The sequence below is a fragment of the Nocardioides deserti genome (assembly GCF_014266025.1).
GTDB classification, from domain to species: domain Bacteria; phylum Actinomycetota; class Actinomycetes; order Propionibacteriales; family Nocardioidaceae; genus Nocardioides; species Nocardioides deserti.
In genome coordinates, this window is record NZ_JACMYC010000002.1 from 40,797 (window position 1) to 66,082 (window position 25,286).

Below are 25,286 nucleotides of genomic sequence, written 5' to 3' on the forward strand. Positions count from 1 at the left end.
AATGCCCGCACCCAATGAACCAGGCGAGCCCCCCGCCGCCGTCAAGATCAAGATCGTCGACAGCGGACCACTCCAGGTCAAAGGCCCCATCGAGCTTCTTGACCACGATGGCCGCCCGTACCCGACGAACGGGCGGCGCACGCTCTTCCTCTGTCGATGCGGACATTCCGCTACACGGCCGTTCTGCGACGGGTCACACGCCCGCGTCGGATTCGAATCGACAGAGCGGGCAGCCGAACAGCCCGACGCCTGACCGAGTCGTCGCTCCACGCACGCGTACGCGGTGCGCCTCCGACGTCGCCGGTCACACGCGCAGTAGGGCATGTCGTCGACCCCCCAAGTCCGGCAACACGAGCGGCGAGGCCCCACAGGGAACGACCGTGAACTGCCCGTCCATCGGCTCCGACTCCCGCGGTCATTCTCTGCCGCGCGAACGCACGCCTGGCCCCTGGGTCGCGCCGCACCGCACCGCACCGCGGCGCGGCGCAGGTTCAGGACCACCTCACACGTCACCCGGCCTCGGCCCCATCGACCCCGGCATCCCGCCGTCGGGACAGCAGAACCATTCGAGAAAGAGAGAGTCACCATGAACGACCAGCCCATCCTCATCGCCTACGACGGATCAGCCGACGCCCGCGCAGCAATCGACTACGCAGCCGAACTCTTCCCGGGCGCCAGGGCAATCGTCCTCCACGTTCGACAGCCGCTCGAGAGCGTTGCCGCGCACCTCGAGGGCCACGTCGCACTCGAGGAGCTGCGCAACCTCGACACCGCCACACTCGATGCGTCCGCTCGCGTTGCATCTGAGGGCGCCGAGTACGCAAGCGACCGCGGCCTGGCCGCCGAGGCCGAAATCGCCTCGACCGTTAGTGCTCCCTCCGAGGCGATCCTCTCCGCCGCCCGCGACCTCGATGCCCGCCTGGTCATCCTGGGCTCCCGAGGGCGTCGCGGTATCGCCGCAACCCTCCTCGGTAGCACTTCGACGAGCGTGCTGCACCACGCCACGCGCCCCACCCTCGTGGTTCCCTCGGCCGACGTCGTGCGCGCCCGGAATCTCGCGAGGTAGCTCGCCACCGGCGGCCGCTTGTGTGCGGGCACCAACGATGGGGGGTGGACTTCCCACAGCCCCTCATCACCCGAACGCACAGGCTGGTCGCCGGACCGGCGTTTCGCAGCACACGCACACAGTTAGCAACTCGTCAGCTTCAGACGTGAACTGAGACCTCCGGAGTCGTCGCGGTCGGCACAATCTGGCGACGACGCCGATTGGGACAGACCGAGTCCGTCTAGGCGAGCGATCAGCCACCCGGGGCTGTCGATGCCCTCGATGTTCGGCAATCATCGCCCGGGTCTGCCGCACGCCCTCGACGATGAGCTCGGCGAGACGTAGACGGGCGCGGGGTCGGGGCAGCGTTAGCGTGGGACACGAAGGCCTCCGGCCAGTGAAGCGGTGAACTAGACAGCTCCACTTCACAACCGGAGGCCTTCGTCTGTCAGCCAGGCTTACCGATGCCAGGTCGGACAACGTCCCTGGACATCACAGCTAGACCGCGCCCGGGCGGCTAGTTCACAACGACTGAGTGACACAGTCGATCGGGACGGGTCAGTCTGGGCGCGGCAGGCGCTGGCGCCTGCGGATTCGGAGCGCTTGTCGGCGAGCCGTCACCTCGTTCGTGGCCTGTGGTCACGGCCGGTGCCGTAGCCACTGCTCGGTGAGCACGACCCCTGCGAGAGTGCCGGCGAGAGCGTGTGCTGGGCCGGCGTTCGCCAAGAGGTAACCCGACTGCGCGAACGCTAGGAACAGTGCCCCCACGACGATGCCGCACGCGAGCAAAACGTGAGTCTGTCCGCGACGTCACGACGGTTCAGCAGCTGCCGAAGCACACCTGCGACGGCTCCTAGTCCGAGCCTCAGCAGTGCGGTGTGGCCGTCCATCGGGTGAGCGTCCCCGATGCCGCCGCCCACGAACGCCAAGATGAGGAACAGCAGCCAGACACCACGCAGGCTGGTCGGCCGCACGCGTCGGGTACACGTTGTCGTAGCGACCTACGGATTCTCACTCGCGATCGTTCGCGCCGCTGCATTGTCGGAGGGCGCCGGGGCGCGCGAGGCCACCGCCACAGCGGCGATCGCCGCTCCGGGCACGGCTAATGAGCAGAAGGTCGTCACTATCGGGTCCCGCAGCTCGACGCGCTAACACGAGCCCTCGCTCCAGAGCAAGTGGCCGACGGGGCCGCCTCCGCGGTCCCTGCCTCAGACGTCGACCACGTAGCCGGCCACGAGGCCCTTGGCTGAATGGACGGTGCGGAATGAGGCGCGCAGGTCGCGAAAGGTCCGGTGCGGGGCCAGCTGGCGCTCGACGTCGAGGCGGCGGCGTAGGACGTCAACGGTTCGACCGTTTCGCTGGTGCCGGTGCGTGCTGCGGCGCGAGCGGCCAGGAATGCGGCAACCTGTCTCGTATGGCGGCGCGGGCCTCTGCAAAGCGCAGGTGGACGGCAGAACGCGGCCCTGTGATGGGTTCTTGGTGACGAGCATCGTTGCAGTGGTGGCAACGGCCTCCTAGCGGCGGAACGTGGGGGTGAGCAGGAGGCTGGGGCCTGGACCGAAGAAGTCGTGAAAGTCGGTCAGGACGGTGAGGGCGGCACCAGCACCAGCACCAGCACCAGTGGCATCTTCGGCTTCCCAGCCAGACCACAGACACCCCGTCCTCAACCCGGCGATGGCTGCCCCTGACGCGTACGAGCACGCCGAGGGCGTCGCCTGTTCTACGTCGCGCTCACCCGGGCCCGGTGTGGCGTCCCCTCGTCGCCCCGAGAGCCACACTCTCGCCCTTCGCGGACGGGCTCATCGCCGAGCGACTCCTGCACCGCGTCGTCCCCGAGACCGGCGCCACCGGGAACCCGGCGGCATCGACAAGCGCAACACGCGGACGACAACCCGTGGCAGAGGACGGCGACCTCAGTGCGGAACTCGTCTGAAAAGTGCGAGGACCGTTGACGCAGCGGCCACCCATATCGCGAAGCAGGCCGTACCGATCAAAGTGGCACCGAAAATCGTTGCACCGATCGAAGCGCCGTTATCGGCCTGCTCGAGATATACCGCCATGAGAGCAACGGCTACGACCCAGGAGGCGGCCAGGGTTCTGGGAACCTTCGAAACACCGCGCGCGGCAAGGGCGATCGTCACCAATGCGACGTATCCGAGGGCAAGGCCGACGAGCAGCGGAGACGCGTCCAAGTCACGGATGACGACCAGAACAGCCGCGAGACACCCCAGTCCGGTCACACCGAAGACGCAAGCGATCTGGACCGAAGACGAATCTACGGATAGGTCTCCCACAGGCTCTCCTGTCCACAGTTGACACTCAGGCAGATGAACGAGTTCGACGAGCGAGTGAAGATCGTCTTTCCGTAGGTTCCACTGGTGGGGTACACGTAAGCCTCGTGGTTTGGGACCTCCACGCGCGTGCCGGCGATTCGCGCACTGCCGTCGCTCCATGCTTCCACAACGACGTTGTAGGCGATAGCGCCCGCCACGCTGCACAGCGGGTTGCCAACGGAGTGGGTGATTGAGACCCGACCGAAGGTCCCTCCCATGGTGGGCGTGTGGATGTTGATTCCGGCCACGCTTGCCGTCTTCGACTCGATGACAGCGCCGCTTGAGTTCAACTTCTTTGTTGCGCCCACTCGTCGAGTGGCGTCCATCGTGCGGGTCGGCCAGTTGAAGAAGATGCTCGCCCTTGTCCTGTTCCTACGGTCGTAGTGGCTGCTGAACGTCCGGTTGTCTCCGGAGAAGGTTCCGCACGGCGTAGGCGGGGTCTTGGCGGCTGGGATGAACGTCCGGTACCGGACGACCGTGGTGGTGCTCGGGTACGTCGGCTTCGCGACGAGGCCGTTCTCGCCGTCGTTGTCGTCCACAGACGCGATGACTACGCGTCCGGTGGCGCTGTCGATGGTGGTGGCACCGCGGGGTGCACCGGATGCCGTGCGCACACAGTCCTTGGCGACGCGGCCCCTGTTCATCTTGACCTGCGAGGCCCGTTCGGGAGTGCCGGTCTCCACCGACTCGCCGACCTCTACTCGGTACGCAACCGTCTCGAGCGGGCCCACCGGAACATTGTCGTCGGTAGTGAAGGTTTGCGAGGCGCGATGGTCGGTGGCACCTTCCTTCGCGCCGGCGAGGCTGGCGGCCAGTAGCTCGTCCTGCTGAGCTGCGCCCGCCTCGACGACTGCGTCCACTTCGGCGCGCGGAGTTCCCTTCCACAACGTCACGCTGACCGGCTGAGTGTCGGCTTCGCCCACGAACGTGGGACGGGCTCGGTCGGTCGACTTCTGCTCCAGACGAGTGGCCTTTCCGTTACCACGCGCAACAGAGACACTGCCGTCGGCGTGTTCAATCACCTGCCACTGGCACCCTGCGGCCGCCGCTTTCGGAGCCGACGACGCGGGGCCTTGGACGGAAAGGCCGACGACGCTCGGCACAGCCAGTACGGACACGAGAGCGAACGGGGTCAATGCACGCATCTTCACTTCGAATACCTCCACGAGACGTTGTAGGCGGCACGCTGTCACCTACACGAGCGGCTGGGGCGCGTGAGCTAGACCACTCTTCATCACCCGTCTTTAGGCCCTACCGTTTTAGGCTTCTGCATCCCTTGTCCACGCCACCGATTGATCCCGCAGATTCCGGCGCACAGTGTGGAGCGAGAACGGAGCGGGAGTCCGGTCAGACTTTTCGTTTCAGGCAGCGCTTGCCGCGTAGTGACTCTGCAGCACTCGCGGACATAGTGCGAGATTGAGAATTCGAACGCATACGCTGCTTGAGCGAAGGCGCCGGGGTCAGCGGATCCGGCTCTTGGAGGTGCAAGCGCCCCCGGGCCGGCCGCAACGAGCCCCTCCATGCTTGGGGCGCTAGCACCGGGTACACCCCGGTCGGGGTCCCGCTGCCCCGGGAATGCGCTCAATGGGTGCCTGTCGAGCGGTCAGTCGCGAGCCCCGTACGACGGGACGACGACGCGGCAGCAGGAAGAGCCGTCGAACCATCAGCCCGGTGCGCCGCGAACGCGCAGCCTTGGCGCATCCGGCGGAGCGTTCACAGGCGGCGGATCGGCGGCGTTCCTTCGACCGCCGGGCAGCGTCGCATGTCGGAGCACTCGGGCACCCGAGACCAGCCCGGCCTCGTCGAAACCGTGTCACGGGCAACACGCGTCCGGTTTCGCCTCCTCGGCGCCGAGTACGCCGGTGTGCGCATCTGCCGACGAGTTCTTCGGCATGCCGGCCAGACGGAGCGCTGACACGTCGCTGCCGCGGGGTCACCACCGCTGGTTTGCGGCGACCGCGGGAGTTGTCGCTCCGCTGGACCCGATCCCGGCCGCGGTCCGTCTGACCTCCGCTCGCAAGGTGCCGGCTCCGTGTGCGAGGTCCATCGCTGTGAGTCGCGAAGCCGACGTTCTGCAACTGGAACCGTGCCGGGGTAGGGCACGTGCCCTACCCCGGCACAGCCGGCGGCTGACCGGCGCAGAGTCCGTCGGCAGCTCTCGGTGGGGAGGATCAGACGAACGGGTTGTTCTTGAACCCGGACGGCGTCGAGTACCCAGCCGCGGCCCCGCTCGGATGAACCAGCTGGATTACGACCCGCAGGTCCTTGATGTCGTGGTCGCGGCTCACCGTGCCGCTGAACGGACCTGGGATCCCGTCGCCGCATCCGCTGCGGTCCCAACCCTTGATTTCCGTCACGCGCGTGGCGTTGCTGGGAGTCGTCATCGCGAAGTAGACCTCCACTTCGAGACCGTCACCGTTCCCGGCGCTGTTGCACTGGTCGACGACGCGGAGATCGAACGTGAACGATCGCTTTCCGGTGAAGTCCACGTTCCCGTAGGCGCGGCCCCCGCCTCCGTTTGGGCCGACGACGGAGAAGTCGAATCCCTGGGGAGCGGCCCCCGCCGGGGGAACGAGGAGTACGCCGGCGATCAGCGCCACGACCAAAACAGAAACACGCAGTAGATGCCTCAAGAGTTTCCCTCCGAGATTGGGCAGGTGACTAGACCCGTAGTTAGTACCACGTCTTTACTCGGCGGGAAAGAGCCCGTCGACTCTGACTTCGAATAGTCCCTTGGCAGCGGAGGGCCAGCCGGCGGAGGGGGGTGATGGTTAGACTCCGCGCATGCGTCCTCGGGCACTTCAAGCAGCCCTATTGCTTCTGACTTCTGTCACCCTCACGGCGTGCGGGGGCTTCGGAACGGTGTCTGGGACCGGCGACAAGGGCTTCATTGCCGGCGACGGCGTGGTGCAGGTGTTGCCGAAGGAGGACCGCGAGCGTCCTGGTGAGCTCTCTGGAGATACCTTGGACGGCGATGAACTGGCACTGTCCGACTTTGCGGGCAAGATCGTCGTCGTCAACGTGTGGGGATCGTGGTGCGGACCCTGCCGGGCCGAGGCGCCGGCATTGGCGGATGCCGCGGCAGACCTCGCAGAGGACGACGTCCGGTTCCTCGGCGTGAACCTGCGCGAAAGCAGCGTCGAGAACGCGCGAGCTTTCGCGCGCGAGTTCTCCATCCCGTATCCGAGCATCGTCAACGACGGTGACACCCTGCTCGCGTTCGCGGGCACCTTGCCGGTCCAGTCGGTGCCTACTACGGTGGTCGTCGACGAGGAAGGGTTGGTTGCCGCCCGAGTGTTGGGCGAAGTCAGTCGGAGTACACTCGTCGGCATCGTCGACGAGGTTCGTGACCGCTAGGATTCGGCAGCGCAGTCTTCAGTCCGGCGGACCGTGCGCTCTTTCCGTCCTGTTCGTCCTGGTGGTGGCGCCAGCGGACACGCCGCATCCCCGATCCGCCCCGGCGCTGGGACCTCCTCGGCCTCCTGGACCGCAGCGCCTGAGGGTGGCTTACTCGCGTACCGACCGGACCGTGGCCCGGTCGTCGTCGCAGCGGCCTCGGCCTCCGGCCGAGGCGTGGGCGTAGAGCTCGCGTGCTCGGGCGTGAGCCTCGATCGGGGTGCGATCCAACACGGCCTTCACCAGGCGGCCGAGGAATGGGCCGACGGCCAGTTCCCCGGCGGTTTCCTTCTCGAGTCGTAGGCGGCAGTCACCGTTGCGCCCTCGCTCCTCGTCCCAGTCGACCACGACCACCGCCGAGGCGTCGTACCCCGCCGGGTCCGATCCCAGTTTCGTCACGAGGTCTAGGAGCCGATCAGCCGACCGGGGCGACTTGTCCATCGCTTGTTTGCGGATGACCAAGACGTATCCGATCGCGGCGAGTGGGTGACGTCCACGCAGGTTGTGCGCGTCGCCGTAAGACTCCTCGACCCGGTTCAAGGCGTTGTTGGCCAGCGACGAACCGAGGCGCTTCGTGGAGACCATCAACTCTGGACCGCGGGCCCGCTGAGCGATGAGTACGTCAATCTGTTTGTAGTAGGCCTTTCCGAGGACGCGAGCCTCGGCCGACACGACTCCCATCGGATCTACTACGACCTCGTCAAGGGGCGCCTGCAGGTCATCGACAAGTTCGAGACTCTCGTGGCAGGCGACAACAAGGAAGCGGTGCTGCAGAAGTACATCTTCGAGCACCTCTGGCTGCTGGACCCCGGCTGGGACAAGGCGACCGTCCCAGTCATGGAACAGGCCGTATCCAAGTTGATTCAGAAGCAGGGTGTGCCCAAGGACAGGTTCGACATCAAGTACCGCGTCTCGGGCACCAACCATGTCGTCGTCGAACTGAAGCGGTCGAACCGGAAGGTCTCGACGGCTGCCCTGATCGAACAGATCAACAAGTACCGCTACCCCATCTTGGGGTTCCTCAAGGACACCGAAGGCACCGACGTCGAACTACAGACCGTCTGCCTCGTCGGCGAGGATCTGTCCGACTGGAAACACGAAGGCGGACGCGAAGCGTCGCGGCAGCAACTGGCGGCGATCAACGCACGAGTCGTCAAGTACGACAAGCTCATCAAGGACGCGAAGCAGTCCTACGAGGAGTACCTGGATGCCCACAAGAAACTCGGCACGGTCCGCGAGGTGCTCGCGGCTATCGAGGACGCGCTCGGTGCCGCCCAACCTGGCTCTGACTGACCGAGCGGCGTCTGTGCTCCGCACGTAGACGGACCCGACGAGGACTACAGCGAGACAATCGGGGGCAACGCCGCGCGCCGAATATCCGCCGCGCTCGCCCTTGCAACTCGCGCAGCACCGGTCGGTCCATCGAGCAGGTGCAATCCGTTCCCTCGTGACATGCGCGATGTCGGGGACGGACCGCGAGACGGTGTCTCGCATGCTAGCCACCGCCGCGGTGCGACGACGCCACAGCCGGTTCTGAGCGGTTTCGAGCCCTGCCCGGACTCCGCTGCCCGGTGAACGAGGCGCTAGCCCGCTCACCGGCACGCCCCCGGGCCTGGCGGCGCAAGGACTGCGCCGGGCGGGGATCCATGCGGGTTGCTACCCGGCGCGTACTCATCGTCAGGATGGCTATCAGCAAGGCGCTGCCGATCCGATCCGGGACGTCGCGCCGGTTGATCGCCTCGCCTTCGACCGCCTCGAAAGACACGTGCGGGCGTCGCGGAGGTCCTTCGGTTCGCTACCGAAGTCGTGCCGTCAGCGCGTGGCGCAGTGGCACGGCTACGACGGTTCATCCGTCGTGCATGCCAGCTCAGCGGCGAAGGACTTCGAGAAGGTTGCGGATGTGTGGGCGAAACCTTCGCAGTAAATCGTAGGACTGGTCCGCTCCTACTCCGGTCCGGTCCGGCGGCACGACAGCGAGTTGAATCTCTCCCAAGAGTGGGCGGAGCCCCTCCAACGCCGATTCGGTCAAGGCGACGTCGTAGCGGGACAGCGGCGCATCCGTGGCCCCTGCGAGGTTGTTCTCCAGTTGCCGGATCTCGGCGCGCACGTCCTCGGCCAGACCCACGAGTCGGGGGTCTCTGCTGACCATCTCGGACAACGCCGTCTCGAGGTCACGCAACAGAGCTTCGACGTCGGCGTACTTACTCAAGTGATCCCCTTCGTTCCGACACTGGGGACATGCTGCCAGCTGCTGCCCTCAATCGAACCGTCGAAGTTCTGGCCTCCGCGGGACTGCCCGTCACTTCTGGCGAGGTCGCGACCCTCGTGTCGCTGCTGAGCGAGGGATCGTTGGTCGTCGAGGGCACTTGGTCTTCCGGACGCATGGAGTTGGCACGAGAACTCGCCACGCTTGCTGGCGTACCGGTGGTCTCTACGGTCTACGCCGACCCGGTTCCGATCGACGTCCCCGTGGCCGTCGTCGAGGTACGGGACGGCATGAGCCAAGAGCCGCTCGACGCGATTGCGCTGCCCGGGTCTAGTTGGACCAAGTTGCGGGTTGAGCCGGCTGCGGCTCCATACGTGGTGCGCGTCATGGACGGCGCCGTCACATCGCATGCCGGGCGACGACGTCGGGCTCGGCAACGAAGGCACATCTCGACACTTGATTGGGGGCCTGCCGTGAGGTGTCGGGACCAGGGTCGGATTTCCGGCAGCTCACGCCCGACCGCTGGACAGGGGCGTCACTCTCACTCGCGCTGACTGCTCGTCGTCGACGTCGTTGTCATGACGCACACCGTGCGTTCGTTCGTGACCAGCGCAATCACCATCCCGACCTCAGACCGACGGCGTCACAGCACTTGCTCCCGGATTGACATCAACCGGCGCAGCTTGGTCGCCCCAGGGGCGCTGTCCGGGAGGGACCCGCAAGGCTCCTCCCGCTGACGGGTTGCGGGGTTCGCGCGGAAGCGATGTGAGCAGCAGGTACCGCGAATGCTTGCAGTGACCGCTCGGTACACTGCACGGCGATGACACCCGCCGTGAGCCCCGCTCGCCGGCGGCCATGGACCTTCGCCTTGGCCGGCCGGGGCCTCGTCCTCGTCGCGGCGCTTGCCGGGCTGCTCGCCATGCACGGACTCTCCGACCACGCGCTCGGGGTGGGGCACTGCGCCTCGCCTGCGGCTTTGATTACGACGTCGCCCGTTATCGGGTCGAGTGCTGGTCATGTCGATGGGGACCCGGACGCGCCGGCGGTAGCTTCCGCGCTGGCGGCTGTCCTTGCATCGAGCTTCGATCTTCCTGCGCCCGCCATCGCCCCGGCCGCGACGGCTCATGGGGTGGCGCAGGGAACGTCTGAGGAGGCGGCGCAAGCACTCGGAGCTCTGCTGGCCGCCGCGGTCGACCTGTCGTCCGTCGCCGGCAGCGACGGTCCCGACAACGGGCTGGCCGGGTTGTGCTTGGCAGTTCTTGCCGCCGCCTTCGCGGCGCTGCTGGTGGGGGTGACCTTCTGGCGGCGCTGGTGGCGCCTGACGCGCCGCCAGTTCGCAGCGCTGTCGGCGATCGTTGCCGAACTTGGGGCCTCCGTCCGGGTTCCCGCCGGGCCGACCTCTGCGTCCCTGTGCGTCTTCCGCTGCTGAGCAGCGCACCCATCGCACCGTCATCCTGACCCGCTCGTGCGTACTGGGCCCGCTCGCAACGACCCTGTTGAGCTCGGCCCGGCCAAACGTAGGCGCGCTCTGCGGCCCGATCCGGGCCGAAGGCGAGGACCTGGCACGTGGACACGTACGCCAGTGGGTCCCAGTCCGACGACTCAAGAGAGCCGCATGCGCCCGTTCAAGCTCGATCCTTGCCACCCTTCGACACCCACCCCCGCCATCACCGCCGCGTCGGCACCCTTCCGCACGCGATCTAGAACCGAAGGCACGTTCGTCGCCGCCGTCGCCGTTTTCGCTGGACTCGTGCTCGCCGGTTGCACCCAGACCGAGGGAACTGGCGAGAAGGGCTTCATCTCAGGCGACGGCATCGTCACCGTCCTGCCCGTCGCCGAACGCGAACCCGTGCCGGACTTGGCCGGGCGTACCCTCGACGGCCAGGCACTGGCGCTCGCCGAGTACGGCGCCGGCAAGACCGTCGTGATCAACGTCTGGGGCTCGTGGTGCGGACCGTGCCGAGCCGAGGCGGACGACCTCGTCGAAGCCGACGCCGAGCTTCCCGACAACGGCGAGAACGCCGTTGCGTTCCTCGGCATCAACGTCCGCGATCCCAGTATCGCGGCCGCGGAGGCGTTCGTCCGGGAGTTCGGCATCGCCTACCCGTCGATCGTCGACGAAGGCGAGGTCCTTCTCGCGTTCAGTGACACGCTGCCCGCAAATGCGATCCCGTCGACCGTCGTCATCGACGACCAGGGCCGGGTCGCGGCCAGCATCATCGGTGAGACCACGAAGGCCACCCTGGTCGGTGTCGTCGACGAGGTCCAGGCGGGCGGCCGGCCAGATGCGGAGCGAAGCTCATGACCACCAGGACGATTGGCATCATGGCCAGCGGGTCGGCGCCGCTGAGCGTCGGCGACTGGTTCCAGGCGACCGCCTTCGACGGCGCCCTGCTCCTAGCCGTCCCAATCGCCACGATCGCCGGGCTGGTTTCCTTCTTCTCCCCATGCGTCGTGCCGCTCCTACCCGGCTACGTCGCCTACGCGACCGGGCTCTCCGGCGCGGATCTTGAGCACGCCCGCCGGGGACGAATGGCACTCGGCGGGTTGCTGTTCGTCTCCGGCTTCGCGGCGGTGTTCGTCGCGTTCGGGGCGCTGTTCGGCCAGCTCGGATCCCTGCTGGTCGAGCACGCGAGCACCATCAACATCGCCCTTGGCTCCGTCACCGTGCTGGTCGGACTCGCCTTCCTTGGCATGTTGCCGTGGCTGCAGCGCGACGTACGCGTTCACAAAGTCCCCGCTGTCGGGCTCGCCGCAGCTCCCATGCTCGGCGCTCTGTTCGGGCTGGGCTGGACCCCCTGCATCGGACCCACCCTGACCGCCGTCATGTCGCTCTCCCTCAACCAGGCAACCGCCGGCCGCGGGGCTCTGCTGTCGCTGGCGTACGCCCTGGGACTCGGGATGCCGTTCATCGTCGCCGGCCTCGCGTTCCGTCGGATGCTCGGTGTCATCGGGTTCGTCCGGCGCCACCAACGCTGGGTGACTCGCGCCGGCGGCCTGATGATGATCGCGGTCGGCGTCCTGCTCATCACCGGTTACTGGGACCTGTGGGTCAGCTCACTCCGGTCCTGGTCCGCCTCGTTCTACGTGGCCATCTGATGACCCACCCCGCGCACCACCCTGCGCGCCGGTACGCGTCACGCGATCCGGGGACGCATGCCGGCCGTCCAGCCGGTGCAGCTGCTGCTTCTTCACCCATGATCTGCGCCTACCGGCGCGCGAGCAAGGACCCCACCTCATGACGAAACAACTCAAGCTCTCCCTGACCCTGGCCGGCGCGTTCGCCATCCTCGTCGTCACACTCCTGACCGCCGCGGCGCTGCGCAGCGACAACTCCACCGACGGTAACGTCACCGACGACGGCAACCTGACCACCACCGGCGAGTCACGCTTGGTCCGCTCCGACAGCCACATCCTCGGCACGCCTGCCGGCGCGACCCCGAGCTCACCACGTGAAGAAGCAGAACCAGCGGACGCGGTCGAAGCCGTCGGAGACTCGGTGACGTTCGTGGAGTTCCTCGACTTCGAGTGCGAGGCGTGCCGGTCCGCGTACCCCTTCGTCGAAGAGCTGCGCGCCGAGTACGAGGGTCGAGTCACGTTCGTGGCGCGCTACTTCCCGATGCCCGGCCACTTCAATGCCGACCGCGCGGCTCGCGCGGTGGAGGCCTCGGCCCGGCAGGGAGCGTTCGAGGCGATGTACCAGCGGATGTACGAGACCCAGGAGCAATGGGGCGGGCAGCGGGTCCCGCTCGATGACCTGTTCCGCTCCTTCGCCGAGGACCTGAACCTCGACATGGCCGCGTGGGACGCAGCGTATGCCTCCCGGGCCACGTCAGAGCGGGTCGCGAAGGACGTTGAAGACGGCATCGCACTCGGAGTGCAAGGCACACCGACGTTCTTCATCGACGGCAAACGACTCGAACCCCGCATCTACGGCGACTTCGCCGATGCACTCGACGCAGCACTCGCGGACTGACGATGCCTCCACCCATGCCGCGGGCGACGCGCGGACCCCGCCGGGAACCCGACCAGGCGGCCGTCCGCTCTGACGTCCCGATCTCGACCCGTGGCCTGCCCGCCGCCCCTGCACCAGCGCAGTTCGCGAGGACGCTGCCGTGGCTGCTCCTGCTCGGCGGCACCCTCGGCGCATTGGCGGCGTTCGTGCTGACCGTCGAGAAGCTAGCGCTCCTGGCCGATGAGAACTACCTTCCGACATGCAGCATCAACCCGGTCTTGAACTGCGGCTCGATCATGCGCACCGACCAGGCCGAGCTCTTCGGGTTCCCCAACCCGCTAATGGGCCTGGCGGCTTTCCCGGTCGTTGCTGCCACGGGAGCCGCGCTGCTCGCCGGGGCCAGGCTCGCACGGTGGTACTGGCTGGGGCTACAGGCCGGTGTCACCTTTGCGGTCGTGCTCGTCGGCTGGTTGGTCTTCCAGTCGCTGTACCGCATCGGCGCGCTGTGCCCGTACTGCATGGTCGTGTGGGCCGTCACCGTGCCGCTGTTCTGGTACGTCACCTTGACGAACGTCGATCGCGGACACCTCGGTGCCTGGGCTCGTGACTGCGTCCCCGGGCGGGTCGTGCTCGCCAACCACGGTGTCCTCCTCACCGCCGTCTGCACCCTCGTGCTGGCGCTTGTCGCCCACCGGTTCTGGGACTACTGGGTCTCCTTCCTCCTTTGACCGCCGCCCGACCTCGACGCCCGCCACCAGCGCAGGAAAAGGTGCCGATGACTCGAGGTCCGGCCGGCCCGCACGGCCGGACCTCGAGTCGCCCGCGTCACCGGCAGCCCGTCCAGCGACTGAGGACCAGTTGGGTCGGACACGACCGCGAGGCGGGTCGGGACGAGCAGCCGGCCCAACGGCTGCCCGCCCCTTCGTACGGCAGGGTCACAACCGGACCTCCTCGGGTCCACCCTGGGCCTAAGCGGCGCAAGGAAAGGGGCGGCTCAGGTCAGTTCAGATCAGTTCGACGGACCCGATGTATCTCCGAACGCCTCGGGCCCAGTCGGCCTTCGTCTTGGACCGGTAAGGCTTGTAGGACTGAACCGCTACCCGCACAGAGTTGGGGTCACCGAGGCAGGTACGGGGCGCGAGGAACACGACTTTGTCCTTCTGGGGCTTGGAGCGGATGAGGGGCTTGTCCCACCCGTCGGGGTAGCAGTCCGTCCAGTCGCCCCAGGGGTCGATGCCGTTGGGCCGCATCCTGTTCCAGTCGCTGGTCGAGCCGGCCGCGATATGCATACCGTCGATCTTGATGAGGTGCTCGGGCTTGCCGTTTCCTCTTGTGTCGAAGTGAACGCCGAGCGCGGTCGCAACCTTCGCTCCCGAGTCCATACCGGCGTAGTCACGAACCCGCACGAGGACCTTGACTGCTTGTCGGCTGTGGAACACCTCGACGCGGGTGATGTCGAGCGCCGGGTGGGCATCCTTCTTCGCGTCACCTGCGGCAAGGTCAGCATCAGCCGAGGCCGCAGGCATCGCGGCGGCGAGCAGGCCGATCGTGAGCCCGGCACTCAGCCCGGCGCTGACCATTCTCATGCTGGCGCGTCGTGCGGGGTGGTCGGACATCATTCTCCTGTTCGTCGCTGCAGTCCGGCGCCCCGGCGCGAGAGACAGCGCGCCGACGGACTCCGACTGGCGCACACCGTCTACCACGCACCCGCTACCCGTCGCTACCGTGGACAGTTAGTGGTTGCTGAGCAGCGGTGAAAGAGCCGGGTTGACGACGGGCTCCCGAATGCTCTTCCTCGTTTCCGCGCCTCCCGACACGGTGCTATAGCGTGCTATGAGCGCTCAAGATTGCTATATCAGCGGCCGGAGGGTCCTTCACGAGCGCCGATGTCGGGCAACTACGGAGTCCGCCGGAGAGTGTCATCGCGTCCAGTCGCGACACTCCCGTCCAGCTCGGCTCCGTCGCCAGAGTCCAGAGGAACGCGGTCACCGTCGCAGACGAGTTGCGGCCCGCGACCGCGCGCCTACACACCAGCCGGCGTCTCGCAGGCTGCCTCGGCCACGAACCGATGTACGGCTCTTCGACATCATCCCCGGCGTCTTGCACCGCCGCTGACCGGCAGCAGGACGCCGACCCGGCCATCCTGACTCAGGTGCCGGCCGCGGCCAAGAACACGGGGTCAATCACGACACAGACCTCACGCATTTGGTCGTCCAACGACGTCTCGGACATCGCCTCGACCCCCGCCTTGCTCCGCCACGCCTGCCATTTCGCCTGACTGAGATCGCCGTATCCCACCACCAACGGGGCAGCGGGTTCCAGGTCGACGCCGCGGAACTTCGCCACCGCCCGTACCGACTCGACCAGCCTGTCATGGTCCAGGTCGTATTGCCGGGCCACCTGGACGATGTCCACGTAGTCGCGCCACCTCGTGCTGGTCGTGCCGCGCTGCAGGATGGTGACGCCCTTCTCCGCGACGATGGTCTCCGGCGCGTACCCGTACAGCTCCACAGGGCTCCCCAGAATCCTGGGAACCTTGAGCATGCGGGCCTCGGGCACGATCGGGTCGCCGGCAGAGACATCCCACGCCACCACCACCTTCGCGGTCGCGACGTACGTGACCACCTTCAGGCGAAGGCCGGTGTACTCAGCGTCCTCCCGGATCTCATCGACAGTGATGCTCTCGAGGTCGAAGGCGACACCATCGGCCGCTTGCACCGCGGCGACGTCGGTCACCACGCGCGTCAAGTTCGCTGCCGACAACTCCGTGGAGATTGCCTCGGCGTCGACGTCCTTCGTGGGACGTCGGATCCCGTACGCGGCCAACAAGATGCCGCCCTTCAGGACGAAGTCATCGCCGTGCGGAGTCTGGCTCAGGCGGTCGAGGAACGACTCCAGCGCATGCCGAACCAGGTACTCCTGCGTACCGACCGGGCGGCCTCCGTCGCGGGTAGCAGCCTTCGCGGCCGACTGAAGTTCACGGAAGACCCCCGCAGCGCGAGGGTCGTTGGCCGCGGCCTGCTGGATGGCGTTCATGTGAGCATGTCTAGTGCACGCATCAGCGGTGTCGTCGCCCTAGGCAGCTGCCGAGCGAGACGAGCCAACTTGGCCGGCTGCCCACCGCCGGCAAGCCAGGCGCGCAGAGCGTCTCTCCCCGTCTCGTACCCGATGGCGCCACGGAGCCGGAAGGCGTCAGCGATGCACCGCTCAGGGGTGTAAATGCCGATGACCATGTCGGTCCCTGCGATCTGGTAGTCCTCACGCCCAAGATCGAAGGTCTCAGGGTCGAAACGGTGCCACCGGATGGCTCCCTGTGTCGCAGGCGGACGGCTGGTCCGCGGAATCGCCAAGTCGTGAGCGTCAGGGATGTCGTCGATGAGTTCGTAGTGAGCGAGCGCCGAGGTCAGACACAAGACGGCGTCGGGACGCCTTGCCGCTGCCTCGATCAGGTCGTGGTCGGCCGGCGCCGCGGACGCGCTCCGGTAGAGACCCCTGGCGATCCGCTCGTACTCGCCGTCCTGTGTGCGTCGGTGCAACGTGGCGCGCGACAAGCCCTGCTGCGGAGCGTCCTTCGCTCTCAAGGTCTCCACGGTCTCACTCCTCACTGATGAAACAAACCGTATCCCGATAACCGTATCTGGCAACACATTGTTTCACCATCACACCACACACCCGGGACCTGTCGTGTCCAGGATCGATCACAGCCCAGCCGCCAGTCCTTGCCGCGGGAGCAAGAATCACAAACCGGCCGGCTCGCTCGCGGCAACCGCAGCCTGCTGCGCGGCCACGCGCCGTTGCCGCAGCAGCACTGCCTCCAGGGCTGACCGGTCCCCACTCCAGGCCGCCACCCCAGCGCTACGAGCTTCGCCGGCGAGGGCGGCAGAGCCGGTGCGCAAGGCCGGCCTGGGAACGTTCGTGGCCGGTCGGCTGGAGTCGCCGAAGCACGGTCGCGCGCTCATGGGCCGAGTGGTGAAGCGCCGCGCACACTGGCCTGGCGGCGGTTCGGCCGTTGAACTCGGCCGGGATCGGGCGCTTGTCGGAATACCCCTCAGGGGTAGACTGTTCCACCGGTACCCCCCGCGGGTATGCCTCATGCGGACCTGGACCCCGCACGCGTCTTGTGAAGGACATTCATCGCCATGACGAGCACTCCGAGCACCACAGGCACCGCCGCTGTCGCTGGCGCCGCATGTGACGACAAGCAGGGCTACATCTCGGACAAAGCCCGCTACCTCGCACGCCTCCGGAGAATTGAGGGTCAGGCCCGCGGCATTCAACGCATGGTCGAGGAGGAGCAGTACTGCGTCGACATCCTCACGCAGGTCAGCGCTCTCACTAGAGCCCTAGAGGGCGTCGCCCTCGGCCTGCTTGACGACCACCTGCGCCACTGCGTCATCGACGCGGCCATGCAGGGCGCAGACGTAGCCGAGGCGAAGCTGAAGGAAGCCTCGGACGCCATCGCCCGCCTAGTTCGTTCCAAACTCTGCCACTGCCACTTCTCGAGCCAGCGCGACCCCAGACGCTGAATGACGGGCGTTCGACCGACTGAGCGGCGCACCTGAGACGGCGGTTTGAGAAAGGACTCAGCTCAGCGATCTCTTCACGGCAACCCACCACTCCAAGGACGCCCAACCATGAGCGTGTTCGCCATCCGCGACTACCGTCGACTCTTCACCGCCCAAGTCATCGCCCTCTTCGGCACGGGTCTCGCTACGGTCGCTCTCGGTCTTCTCGCCTACGAGTTAGCCGGCCCCAACGCCGCCGCCGTCCTCGGCACCGCTTTGACCATCAAGATGGTGTTGTACGTCGTCATCGCACCCCTCGCCGCCGCCTTCGTCGACCGACTACCCCGACGTGCGTTCCTCGCCGTCCTCGACGCCATCCGCGCAGTCGTCGTGCTTGCCCTGCCGTTCGTGAGCGAGGTCTGGCACATCTACGTGTTGATCGCGCTGCTTCAAGCCGCCTCGGCCGCGTTCACCCCGACCTTTCAGGCCGTCATCCCCGACATCGTCACCAACGAGAACGACTACACACGAGCGCTGTCGGCCTCCCAGGTCGCTTACACCATGGAGAGCTTGCTCAGCCCCGTCCTCGCGGCCGTCGCCCTCGCGTTCATATCGTTCGACCGGCTCTTCCTCGGCACTTCGGTCGGGTTCTTCGCCTCTGCCGTCCTCGTGCTGTCCACGACCATCCCCAACGCCCGTCCCGGGGCGCAGACGAACGTACTCAAGCGTGTGTCGTCGGGAATGAAGTTGTTCGTCGTGACACCCCGCTTGCGCGGGCTGATGGCGTTCAACCTCGTGGTCGCCACCGGTGGCGCCATCGTGGTCGTCAACACCGTCAACTACGTCCGAGATGTTCTTGGCGGCAGCGCCTCCGAAGTTGCTTGGATGCTCGCCGCCTCCGGTGGCGGCACCCTGCTGGCTGCGCTCGCGCTCCCGCGGCTCCTCGACCGCACCCCTGAACGCACGGTCATGAATGCCGGCGCCGGACTCATTGCGCTCGGGGTGATTGCCGCCGTCGCCCTGGTGGCCACCGAGACGGCCTCGTACGCACTCACCGCCGTCGTATGGGTGCTTCTGGGAGCTGGCATGGCGATGGTTGTCACCCCGACCGGGCGCGTCATCCGGCGCTCCGTCCCACCCGATTCGCTTCCGCAGGCGTTCGCCGCCCAGTTCTCCCTCTCGCACATGGCCTGGCTGATCACATACCCCATCGCCGGTTGGATGGGAACGAGCGCCGGACTGACGCCGACCTGGGTCACCCTGCTCGCTGGTGCCGTCATCGGTGCCGTCGCCGCTCGATTCCTGTGGCCGCCCGAGACCACCTCCCCGTCCACCTCCGAGCGCGCGCCCGAACCCGTAAGCAGGTCCATCACCGAGCCCGCACCTACATCCGCACTCGACACCGAAGCCATGGCTGGGCGCACGAGTGCTGCTGCTGCCTCTACGACCGCACCCGTACCTCGGGCGCCGGCCGCCGCATCGGGCGTTGCAATCGAAAGCCGCAGCGCGGAAGGAACCCTCATGGTGTGCCAGTGCAGCTGCGGACAAGTCGTCTGACCCTCGCGTGACAACCGGCAGACCAGTACACCACCGGCCGCCGATCATCGAAGAGGACGGCCCGCGGCCGCTGAGGTCCGACCTGGGCGGACGCCTGCTCCAGTCCGCGAAGAACCCACCGGACCCGCACCCCCCAGGCACTCCGAGCCGCCACCAGATCCCAGACAGGAACCCCGTAGGTGAACAAGCCCAGCACCGGAGCCGATGACACCGTGAACGAAGACCGGGCCATCACCGCACTCGACGCGGCCGGTCTCGACTACCGCATTGTCCGACACGGCCCCGTACCCTCCCTCGAGGAGGCAGCCGAGGCGCGTGGCGCCACTCTCAGCCAGATCCTGAAGACCCTTGTCGTACGACGCGGCGACGACGACTACCTGTTCATCCTTGTACCTGGCGGCCGAGAGATCTCCTGGCCCAAACTCCGCGCCCACCTCGGCGTAGCGCGCATGTCCATGCCAGACGCAGGCACCGCCTACGGCGTCACCGGGTTCGTGCGCGGCACCATCACCCCGTTCGGTTCACTGCGCCCATTGCCGGCCATCGTCGACACCACCGTCGACGGTCCCGTCTTCATCGGCGCGGGCGCGTACAACGTCAGCGCCCTCATCGACGCCGACGACCTCATTCGCGTCCTGCACGCAACTGTCGCCGACGTCACTTCCCCCGCTCGGGGTGTTCGGTGACAGTGAGGGCGAGCGCGGACCCGCGTATGCCCAGCTGACTGGCGTTGCTCGCGCTGCCCACGTGGCTTCCGTGGTGCGCGCGCGGAGACTCGACGACTGACGGGGCTACCCGAACCACCGGTAGTCGAACGGTAGGGCCGACACGCGGTGGCATCAGCTGCCTCCAGCTTCTCGCGCTCACGGGCCGTCACGGTTACCGGACAGTGACCGACCATCCGACCGCGTGAGTCGCGACGGTGACCCGGCCCCCGCCTACGCACTCTTCCTGTTCTACGCGCGCACGACGCCTCCGCGTCTGCGATGGGTACGACCCCGCGGAAATTGCGGGACCTCCGCCGCCTCATGGAGCAGCAGTCGCGATCTCCGTAGGCCCTCCACCGTCGATGGGGTAAGGACTTGTGTCATACCCCAGGGGGGAATAGTGTTCGCAACGGAACGTACCCCACTGGGGTATGCGCGGCAGGTCGCATCTCGGACACCCGGAGTGGTGGCAGCAAGCGCCCAGAGCAGGGGTGGCTGGCGTTAGCGATGGGTCGCGCACAACCTCGGCGGACAAGTTCCGGTGGCTCGACGGCTTCGACGACCGAGCCACCTTCGACTCGCTCTACAACGGGCTCGCTTGACGCCGTAGAGCGTCGATATGACCCCGACAACAGGCTGACAAATCTTTACGCCAAGACGGTGAGGCTCAAGTGGACGCCCAGGAAGACACTTCAATCTGCAGCATCATCGAGTCCCTCATGACGGCAGACTTACCGGTGCGTCTCACGGCCTACGACGGAAGCGCTGCAGGACCCCGCAACGCCCACTACGGCCTGCACCTACGCAACGGGCGCGGTCTGGCCTACCTCATGACCGCTCCCGGAGATCTGGGGTTCGCTCGAGCCTACGTGTCCGGCGACCTCACGCTCACCGGGGCGCATCCGGGCGACCCCTACGCCGTCATGTCGCTGCTGATGAGCAACCTCGAGTTCCGGCGCCCGGGCGTCGTCGAGGCTGCTCGCATCGTGCGCGCACTCGGCGTTTCTCACCTCAAGCCGCCCCCGCCCCCTCCCCAGGAGCAGTTGCCTCGCTGGCGTCGAGCCGTGGAAGGGCTGCGAGCGTCGATGTCGCGAGACGCAGGCGCGATCCAGCATCACTACGACGTTTCCAACCGCTTCTATGAGCTTGTACTCGGTCCTTCGATGGCCTACACGTGTGCCGTCTTCGCGGACGACAGCAAGTCACTGGAGGAAGCCCAAACCGAGAAGTTCGACCTGATTTGCCGCAAGTTGGACCTCCGGCCGGGGCAGCGTCTCCTCGACGTCGGATGCGGATGGGGAGGGTTGGTGCGCCACGCGGCGACCGAGTACGGGGTACGTGCCCTCGGCGTCACCCTTTCCTTGGAGCAGGCGCACTGGGCGAAGGAGGCACTTGACCGCGACGGCCTCAGCGACCTGGCCGAGGTCCGACACCTCGACTATCGGACCGTGATGGACAGCGACTTCGACGCTGTCAGTTCGATCGGGATGATGGAACACGTGGGCGTGCGGAACTATCCGACGTACTTCTCGTTCTTGCGCGACAAGCTCGTGCCGGGAGGCCGTCTGCTGAACCACTGCATTACCCGCAGCCACAACCGGCCCACGCGGACGGGTGCGTTCATCGACCGCTACGTCTTTCCCGACGGCGAACTGGCCGGGTCCGGGACCGTCGTCGGCGCGGCTCAGGACGCCGGTCTCGAGGTGCAACACACCGAGAACCTGCGCCCACACTATGCCCGGACGCTGGCCGCTTGGAGTCGGAACCTCGCAACGAATTGGGAGGAGTGTGTCGCCGAAGTCGGCGTGGGCACGTCCCGGGTTTGGGGGGTCTACATGGCTGGCTCACGCATCGCGTTCGAACGAGACGAAATCGAGTTGCACCAGGTGCTCGCGACCCGCAACGACGACCGGGGGGCAAGCGGCTTCCCGTTGCGCCCGAACTGGCGGGTCTAACGAAACACCCGACAAACGAAGGAGAGTCTCGGGTGAACCGTCTCGACACCACTTCGGTGGCGACCTCGAACCCGCATGGGTTCGGCGACGCGCACGAGTCCGGGAGTGGGCTCATGGCAGGACTGGGAAGACGTGACCCGGAGGAAGGCAGTGAACCTCCCGGGAAGGACTCGCGACTTGGAGATCGCGTCTTCGAATACGGCGGCTCGCCCGACGAGCTCGACAGTTTGCTTTCTCGAACCGCGGTAAGTGACCACACTGCCGGGGTGAGCCGCGACGACTCGCCAAGCTCGGTGTCCGAGGGAACGACAGATTTTTCGTGTCGTGAAGTGGGGCACCGTGTCTGCATCGGTTGAAGGTCGAAGCGAAGCCCCATCACCTGTGCCGAACGCCCCGAACGAGCCTGAAGCAGTACCGAGGTGGAAGGTGCTGGGCGCGTTGCTACTGCTTGGCAGCTTGTGGGGCGGTTCGTTCCCGCTGATCAAGACGGCGGCCCCTGCGCTCGGGCCGGTGGGTGTCACGCACGCCCGGCTTGCCGTGGGGGCGATGGTCCTTACCCTGCTGACGTTGACCAGTCGGAGGATGTGGCAGATAGTCGGTCGTCGCTTCGCGGCCTTCCTCGTGTTGGCCGCGCTCAACGTCGCCGGGCCGCTTACGCTGGTTGCGGTAGCCATCGTCGGCCTCAATGCCTCCATGGCTGCCATCCTCAATGCCACGACCCCGCTGTTCACGGTAGTGGTGGCGGCGATCTGGCTCGGGCACCGCATCTCTTGGCGGCACGCTCTTGGTGTCGCGCTGGGCGTCGCAGGAGTCGTCGTCCTCCTCGGTGGTGCGCCAGTCGGCCTGGACGGACGCGGCCTGATGTCAACAGCCGCGTCGCTCGCCGCAGCCGTGCTGTACGCACTGGGTGGCGTGTACGCCCGTCGGGCGTTTCCTGAGGAAGCGCCGCTGACGGTGGCGCTGGGCCAACTGGTCGCAGCCACGGTGATGATGATTCCAGTCACCATCGTCACAATCGGGCTTTCACGGCCCTCGGCCCCCGTCACTAGGGAGACCGTGCTAGCAGTTCTGATCGTCGGCGTAGGCGCCACAGCGGGCGGTTACCTTCTGTACTTCTGGATCATTCGGACCGCAGGACCGTTCGCTGCATCGACGGTAACCTTCCTCGTGCCCCTGGCGGGAGCAGGGTTGGGCGTGCTGTGGCTGAGCGAACCTGTTACCTCTGGGCTGGTGCTCGGGCTGATCATCATCCTCTTGGGCGTAGGACTTCCGACCCAGTCGAGCAAACGCACGACGGAGCGGGATAACTGACTGATGGCTACCGGTCGTCCCCGAACGGTCGAGTCCCTCGTCTAGGTCTCGGCGCACCAGCCCATGCACCGCGATCCGGCGGCCACGCCGGTCGCACTCAGTGCGGAGTTGGGTCGGGGTGTCTTCGAGTCCATTCCGGACGCTTCGGGTCCAATTCGGACATCCGTAGCAGCGGAGATTCCAGTAAAGGCACTGCGACTCGTGCCCGGCCCGAGCGTCCCCGCTCGGGCTGAGTCGCTCGGACCGCGTCGCGTGTTGCCCGGGCCCGCCGGCCAGCAGTCGCGCGACGGGCCGGCCGGGCTAGGTCGTCGGCTGCTCGGGAGCTCGTGCATCACGCGCCACAGTGCATACGTCTGAACTCGGCCGCCGATAGTCCTTGAAGTCACCGGGAACGAGCTTCATTGTGTACCCGGTCCCGCGCACCACCTGGTGCGCCGTCTTCGACAGCGCCGGCACCCCTGGTTCAACATTGTGGTGTTCCAGGCCACAGCGCCCTGGCTTCGCTTCAGCGTGTCTGCCGCCTGTCCCCGGGGTGGCCCCTAACCGGCCCACGACCCTGACGTAGCGGTCGGTCGCCCTGACCTAGTACTCGCTGACGTTGATGTCGGTGAGCCAGTGGGGGACAGCAGCGATCTCGTCCTCCCGCAGGCGCATCCGCTCGCTCAGTTTCGACTTTCTTCAGGTCATCTCGGCCTGCTCCCCGCCGCGGTCGATGGAGTCGGCCCAGCGCCCTCGTACTGGGGGTCATCCATGCCGAGAATGGCTCGCAGCGCCTCGCGCACAGATGACTCGTGAGCCCGAGACGCGGGGTAGCCACGTTGCGCCAGCCCTGCTGGCGTTCCCAGACCAGTGCGGGTGGTCACCGACAGGGACTTCTAGGTGGACCAGTCAGGTTCGATACCTGTCACACCACTCCGACCACCGGTGTCTTTTGGGCACACCGAAGCACCACTTGAAAGAGGCGTCATGCGAGTTGCGGTAGCCGGGGGCACTGGCCTGGTCGGAAGTCACGTGGTGGGAGGGCTGTCGAAGAGAGGTCACGTCCCGGTCGTCCTGGCGCGTGCTCGGGGAGTCGACCTGCTCACGGGCACCGGTCTTGCGGAGGCGCTCGAGGGCGTGGAGGCGGTCATCGACGTCAGCAACATCGTCACCACCGGCCGGCGGGCGTCGGTCGGGTTCTTTGAGACCGCGACCACGAACCTCCTTGCGCGGGCCCGCGACGCCGGGGTCCGGCACCACGTCGTGCTGTCGATCGTGGGCGTCGATCGGGTGCGGTTCGGCTACTACGAGGGCAAGCTGCGGCAGGAGCGGCTCGCCCTCGACGGGGCCGTCCCGGCGACCGTGCTCCGAGCGACCCAGTTCCACGAGTTCGCCGGCCAGCTGCTCGACCGCGTCCCGGGCCCCGTCGCGTTCCTGCCGCGTCAGCTCATCCGCCCGGTCGCCGCCGCCGAGGTCGCCGCCGAGCTCGTGACCACCGCACTCGCCGAGCCCCGCGGTCTGGCCGATGAACTCGCCGGACCCGAGAAGCACCAGTTGGTCGACCTCGCCCGGAAGGTCTCGGCGCGGCACGGGCGGCGCCGTCCGATCATCGGCGTGCGACTGCCCGGCGAAGGCGGCCGCGCCATGGCCACCGGCGGACTGCTGCCCGGCACCGGCGCGCGGTACGGCACGCAGACCTTCGACGAATGGCTCGCCGACGAGCGGCTCGGAGGTGTCCGGGCATGAGGAGGTCGGCTACCGACGTCGGCGCCGGCCCGGCTGCGGTTGAGCGGCCGCCGAGCCGGCCGCTGAGCCGCGCCGTTGCGGCCGGGCTGCTCTACCTGGCCGGTTCAGCGGTCACCGTCGGCCTCTGGGCGCAGCTAGCGCCGAGGTCGTTCTACGACGACTTCCCGGGCGTCCGGCGGTTCTGGGTCTCCCTCGACGGGCCCTACAACGAGCACCTCATCCGCGATATCGGCGGCTTGAACCTCAGCCTTGCCCTCCTCACCATGGCCGCGGTCGGTCTGCGCGCTTCGGGTCTGGCGCCGCTGGCAGCCGGCTGCTGGCTCGTCTATGGTTTCCCGCACCTCGGCTACCACCTCACGCATCTCGCACCGTACGAGCCGGTAGACGCTGCCGCCCAGGCAGCGGCCCTTGCGACCCAGGTCCTGGTTCCGCTCTTGGTGCTGGCCGTTCACCTTCGGCCCGGGTGGCATCGGGACCGCATGACACGATCCGCGGCATGAGAAGGCCCGACAACGACGACTCAGCCCTGCAGTGGTCGACTTCCCTGTCGGGGCACAGCGCCTCTCGGACCGGGGCCGCGGTGCGCTGGGG

General features: G+C 67.1%; 25 protein-coding genes. 16 read left to right on the forward strand and 9 right to left on the reverse strand.

The features are described from left to right. Nucleotide 1: 1 nt before the first annotated feature. Complete coding sequence (locus H7344_RS03580; protein WP_186344671.1) at nt 2–253, forward strand: CDGSH iron-sulfur domain-containing protein; 252 nt, start codon at nt 2–4, stop codon at nt 251–253. Nucleotides 254–586: 333 nt separating this feature from the next. Next, nucleotides 587–1,066, forward strand: a complete 480-nt coding sequence (locus H7344_RS03585) for a universal stress protein (RefSeq protein ID WP_186344672.1) — start codon at nt 587–589, stop codon at nt 1,064–1,066. A gap of 1,187 nt (nt 1,067–2,253) precedes the next feature. On the opposite strand, the gene H7344_RS03590 is transcribed toward H7344_RS03585, so the two are convergent. The 4 genes from H7344_RS03590 to H7344_RS03605 form a co-directional block, all read right to left on the reverse strand. Further along, nucleotides 2,254–2,535 (reverse strand): hypothetical protein, encoded by a 282-nt coding sequence (locus H7344_RS03590; protein ID WP_186344673.1) that lies wholly within the window; start codon nt 2,533–2,535, stop codon nt 2,254–2,256. Nucleotides 2,536–2,958: 423 nt separating this feature from the next. Continuing rightward, nucleotides 2,959–3,285: a hypothetical protein gene (locus H7344_RS03595; protein WP_186344674.1), complete on the reverse strand. Its 327-nt coding sequence runs from the start codon at nt 3,283–3,285 to the stop codon at nt 2,959–2,961. Between the two features lie 35 nt (nt 3,286–3,320). Next, nucleotides 3,321–4,544 (reverse strand): hypothetical protein, encoded by a 1,224-nt coding sequence (locus tag H7344_RS03600; RefSeq protein WP_186344675.1) that lies wholly within the window; start codon nt 4,542–4,544, stop codon nt 3,321–3,323. 1,005 nt (nt 4,545–5,549) lie between these two features. Next, nucleotides 5,550–5,978, reverse strand: coding sequence for a hypothetical protein (locus tag H7344_RS03605; protein WP_186344676.1), 429 nt, complete (start codon nt 5,976–5,978; stop codon nt 5,550–5,552). Between the two features lie 184 nt (nt 5,979–6,162). On the opposite strand from H7344_RS03605, the gene H7344_RS03610 reads away from it, so the two are divergent. Then, nucleotides 6,163–6,735: a TlpA family protein disulfide reductase gene (locus tag H7344_RS03610; protein WP_186344677.1), complete on the forward strand. Its 573-nt coding sequence runs from the start codon at nt 6,163–6,165 to the stop codon at nt 6,733–6,735. A 150-nt stretch (nt 6,736–6,885) separates the two neighbouring features. On the opposite strand, the gene H7344_RS03615 is transcribed toward H7344_RS03610, so the two are convergent. Then, a complete protein-coding gene (locus tag H7344_RS03615; RefSeq protein WP_222130244.1) occupies nt 6,886–7,446 on the reverse strand; it encodes a hypothetical protein in 561 nt (186 codons plus the stop codon). Between the two features lie 69 nt (nt 7,447–7,515). On the opposite strand from H7344_RS03615, the gene H7344_RS03620 reads away from it, so the two are divergent. After that, on the forward strand, nt 7,516–8,067 hold the full coding sequence (locus H7344_RS03620; protein ID WP_186344679.1) for a hypothetical protein: 552 nt from the start codon (nt 7,516–7,518) through the stop codon (nt 8,065–8,067). A gap of 574 nt (nt 8,068–8,641) precedes the next feature. On the opposite strand, the gene H7344_RS03625 is transcribed toward H7344_RS03620, so the two are convergent. Next, entirely contained in the window at nt 8,642–8,983 is a 342-nt protein-coding gene (locus H7344_RS03625) for a hypothetical protein (protein ID WP_186344680.1), read from the reverse strand. Nucleotides 8,984–9,800: 817 nt separating this feature from the next. Here H7344_RS03625 and H7344_RS03630 point away from each other — a divergent pair. From H7344_RS03630 to H7344_RS03650, 5 genes are all read left to right on the forward strand, one after another. Then, nucleotides 9,801–10,409 carry a hypothetical protein gene (locus tag H7344_RS03630; RefSeq protein ID WP_186344681.1) on the forward strand — a complete coding sequence of 203 codons (609 nt, stop codon included), beginning with the start codon at nt 9,801–9,803 and terminating at the stop codon, nt 10,407–10,409. A gap of 186 nt (nt 10,410–10,595) precedes the next feature. After that, a complete protein-coding gene (locus H7344_RS03635) occupies nt 10,596–11,285 on the forward strand; it encodes a TlpA family protein disulfide reductase (RefSeq protein WP_186344682.1) in 690 nt (229 codons plus the stop codon). Then, nucleotides 11,282–12,079 carry a cytochrome c biogenesis CcdA family protein gene (locus H7344_RS03640; protein ID WP_229706991.1) on the forward strand — a complete coding sequence of 266 codons (798 nt, stop codon included), beginning with the start codon at nt 11,282–11,284 and terminating at the stop codon, nt 12,077–12,079. The genes H7344_RS03635 and H7344_RS03640 overlap by 4 nt, the downstream gene beginning before the upstream one ends. Before the next feature lie 139 nt (nt 12,080–12,218). Next, a complete protein-coding gene (locus tag H7344_RS03645) occupies nt 12,219–12,956 on the forward strand; it encodes a DsbA family protein (protein ID WP_186344683.1) in 738 nt (245 codons plus the stop codon). A 14-nt stretch (nt 12,957–12,970) separates the two neighbouring features. Further along, nucleotides 12,971–13,663, forward strand: a complete 693-nt coding sequence (locus H7344_RS03650) for a vitamin K epoxide reductase family protein (RefSeq protein WP_186344684.1) — start codon at nt 12,971–12,973, stop codon at nt 13,661–13,663. Nucleotides 13,664–13,939: 276 nt separating this feature from the next. Here the strand turns inward: H7344_RS03650 and H7344_RS03655 are convergent, their stop codons facing one another. From H7344_RS03655 to H7344_RS03665, 3 genes are all read right to left on the reverse strand, one after another. Beyond that, the gene (locus tag H7344_RS03655; protein WP_186344685.1) at nt 13,940–14,551 is read right to left on the reverse strand and encodes a hypothetical protein; all 612 of its coding nucleotides are present in this window, start codon (nt 14,549–14,551) and stop codon (nt 13,940–13,942) included. 532 nt (nt 14,552–15,083) lie between these two features. Beyond that, nucleotides 15,084–15,971: a nucleotidyl transferase AbiEii/AbiGii toxin family protein gene (locus tag H7344_RS03660; protein ID WP_186344686.1), complete on the reverse strand. Its 888-nt coding sequence runs from the start codon at nt 15,969–15,971 to the stop codon at nt 15,084–15,086. After that, complete coding sequence (locus tag H7344_RS03665; RefSeq protein WP_186344687.1) at nt 15,968–16,525, reverse strand: type IV toxin-antitoxin system AbiEi family antitoxin domain-containing protein; 558 nt, start codon at nt 16,523–16,525, stop codon at nt 15,968–15,970. Before H7344_RS03665 ends, H7344_RS03660 begins: the two co-directional genes overlap by 4 nt. 549 nt (nt 16,526–17,074) lie before the next feature. On the opposite strand from H7344_RS03665, the gene H7344_RS03670 reads away from it, so the two are divergent. The 7 genes from H7344_RS03670 (at nt 17,075) to H7344_RS03700 (ending at nt 25,195) form a co-directional block, all read left to right on the forward strand. Continuing rightward, a complete protein-coding gene (locus tag H7344_RS03670; protein WP_186344688.1) occupies nt 17,075–17,461 on the forward strand; it encodes a metal-sensitive transcriptional regulator in 387 nt (128 codons plus the stop codon). A 108-nt stretch (nt 17,462–17,569) separates the two neighbouring features. Beyond that, complete coding sequence (locus H7344_RS03675; protein WP_186344689.1) at nt 17,570–18,997, forward strand: MFS transporter; 1,428 nt, start codon at nt 17,570–17,572, stop codon at nt 18,995–18,997. A 179-nt stretch (nt 18,998–19,176) separates the two neighbouring features. Continuing rightward, complete coding sequence (locus H7344_RS03680) at nt 19,177–19,683, forward strand: aminoacyl-tRNA deacylase (RefSeq protein ID WP_229706992.1); 507 nt, start codon at nt 19,177–19,179, stop codon at nt 19,681–19,683. Between the two features lie 692 nt (nt 19,684–20,375). Beyond that, a complete protein-coding gene (locus H7344_RS03685; RefSeq protein WP_308423340.1) occupies nt 20,376–21,659 on the forward strand; it encodes an SAM-dependent methyltransferase in 1,284 nt (427 codons plus the stop codon). A gap of 324 nt (nt 21,660–21,983) precedes the next feature. Continuing rightward, nucleotides 21,984–22,970 carry a DMT family transporter gene (locus H7344_RS03690; RefSeq protein WP_222130245.1) on the forward strand — a complete coding sequence of 329 codons (987 nt, stop codon included), beginning with the start codon at nt 21,984–21,986 and terminating at the stop codon, nt 22,968–22,970. Between the two features lie 1,011 nt (nt 22,971–23,981). Continuing rightward, nucleotides 23,982–24,695 (forward strand): SDR family oxidoreductase, encoded by a 714-nt coding sequence (locus H7344_RS03695; protein ID WP_229706993.1) that lies wholly within the window; start codon nt 23,982–23,984, stop codon nt 24,693–24,695. Then, entirely contained in the window at nt 24,692–25,195 is a 504-nt protein-coding gene (locus tag H7344_RS03700) for a hypothetical protein (protein WP_186344691.1), read from the forward strand. The genes H7344_RS03695 and H7344_RS03700 overlap by 4 nt, the downstream gene beginning before the upstream one ends. Nucleotides 25,196–25,286: the final 91 nt, after the last annotated feature.

What these genes read in the sequence shown, in the direction of transcription:
- H7344_RS03585 (WP_186344672.1), top strand. Translation starts at nt 587, where the DNA reads ATGAACGACCAGCCCATCCTCATCGCCTACGACGGATCAGCCGACGCC.
- H7344_RS03700 (WP_186344691.1), top strand. Translation starts at nt 24,692, where the DNA reads ATGAGGAGGTCGGCTACCGACGTCGGCGCCGGCCCGGCTGCGGTTGAG.
- H7344_RS03590 (WP_186344673.1), bottom strand. Translation starts at nt 2,535, where the DNA reads ATGCTCGTCACCAAGAACCCATCACAGGGCCGCGTTCTGCCGTCCACC.
- H7344_RS03655 (WP_186344685.1), bottom strand. Translation starts at nt 14,551, where the DNA reads ATGTCCGACCACCCCGCACGACGCGCCAGCATGAGAATGGTCAGCGCC.
- H7344_RS03580 (WP_186344671.1), top strand. Translation starts at nt 2, where the DNA reads ATGCCCGCACCCAATGAACCAGGCGAGCCCCCCGCCGCCGTCAAGATC.
- H7344_RS03640 (WP_229706991.1), top strand. Translation starts at nt 11,282, where the DNA reads ATGACCACCAGGACGATTGGCATCATGGCCAGCGGGTCGGCGCCGCTG.
- H7344_RS03670 (WP_186344688.1), top strand. Translation starts at nt 17,075, where the DNA reads ATGACGAGCACTCCGAGCACCACAGGCACCGCCGCTGTCGCTGGCGCC.
- H7344_RS03645 (WP_186344683.1), top strand. Translation starts at nt 12,219, where the DNA reads ATGACGAAACAACTCAAGCTCTCCCTGACCCTGGCCGGCGCGTTCGCC.
- H7344_RS03650 (WP_186344684.1), top strand. Translation starts at nt 12,971, where the DNA reads ATGCCGCGGGCGACGCGCGGACCCCGCCGGGAACCCGACCAGGCGGCC.
- H7344_RS03660 (WP_186344686.1), bottom strand. Translation starts at nt 15,971, where the DNA reads ATGAACGCCATCCAGCAGGCCGCGGCCAACGACCCTCGCGCTGCGGGG.
- H7344_RS03610 (WP_186344677.1), top strand. Translation starts at nt 6,163, where the DNA reads ATGCGTCCTCGGGCACTTCAAGCAGCCCTATTGCTTCTGACTTCTGTC.
- H7344_RS03630 (WP_186344681.1), top strand. Translation starts at nt 9,801, where the DNA reads ATGACACCCGCCGTGAGCCCCGCTCGCCGGCGGCCATGGACCTTCGCC.
- H7344_RS03635 (WP_186344682.1), top strand. Translation starts at nt 10,596, where the DNA reads ATGCGCCCGTTCAAGCTCGATCCTTGCCACCCTTCGACACCCACCCCC.
- H7344_RS03675 (WP_186344689.1), top strand. Translation starts at nt 17,570, where the DNA reads ATGAGCGTGTTCGCCATCCGCGACTACCGTCGACTCTTCACCGCCCAA.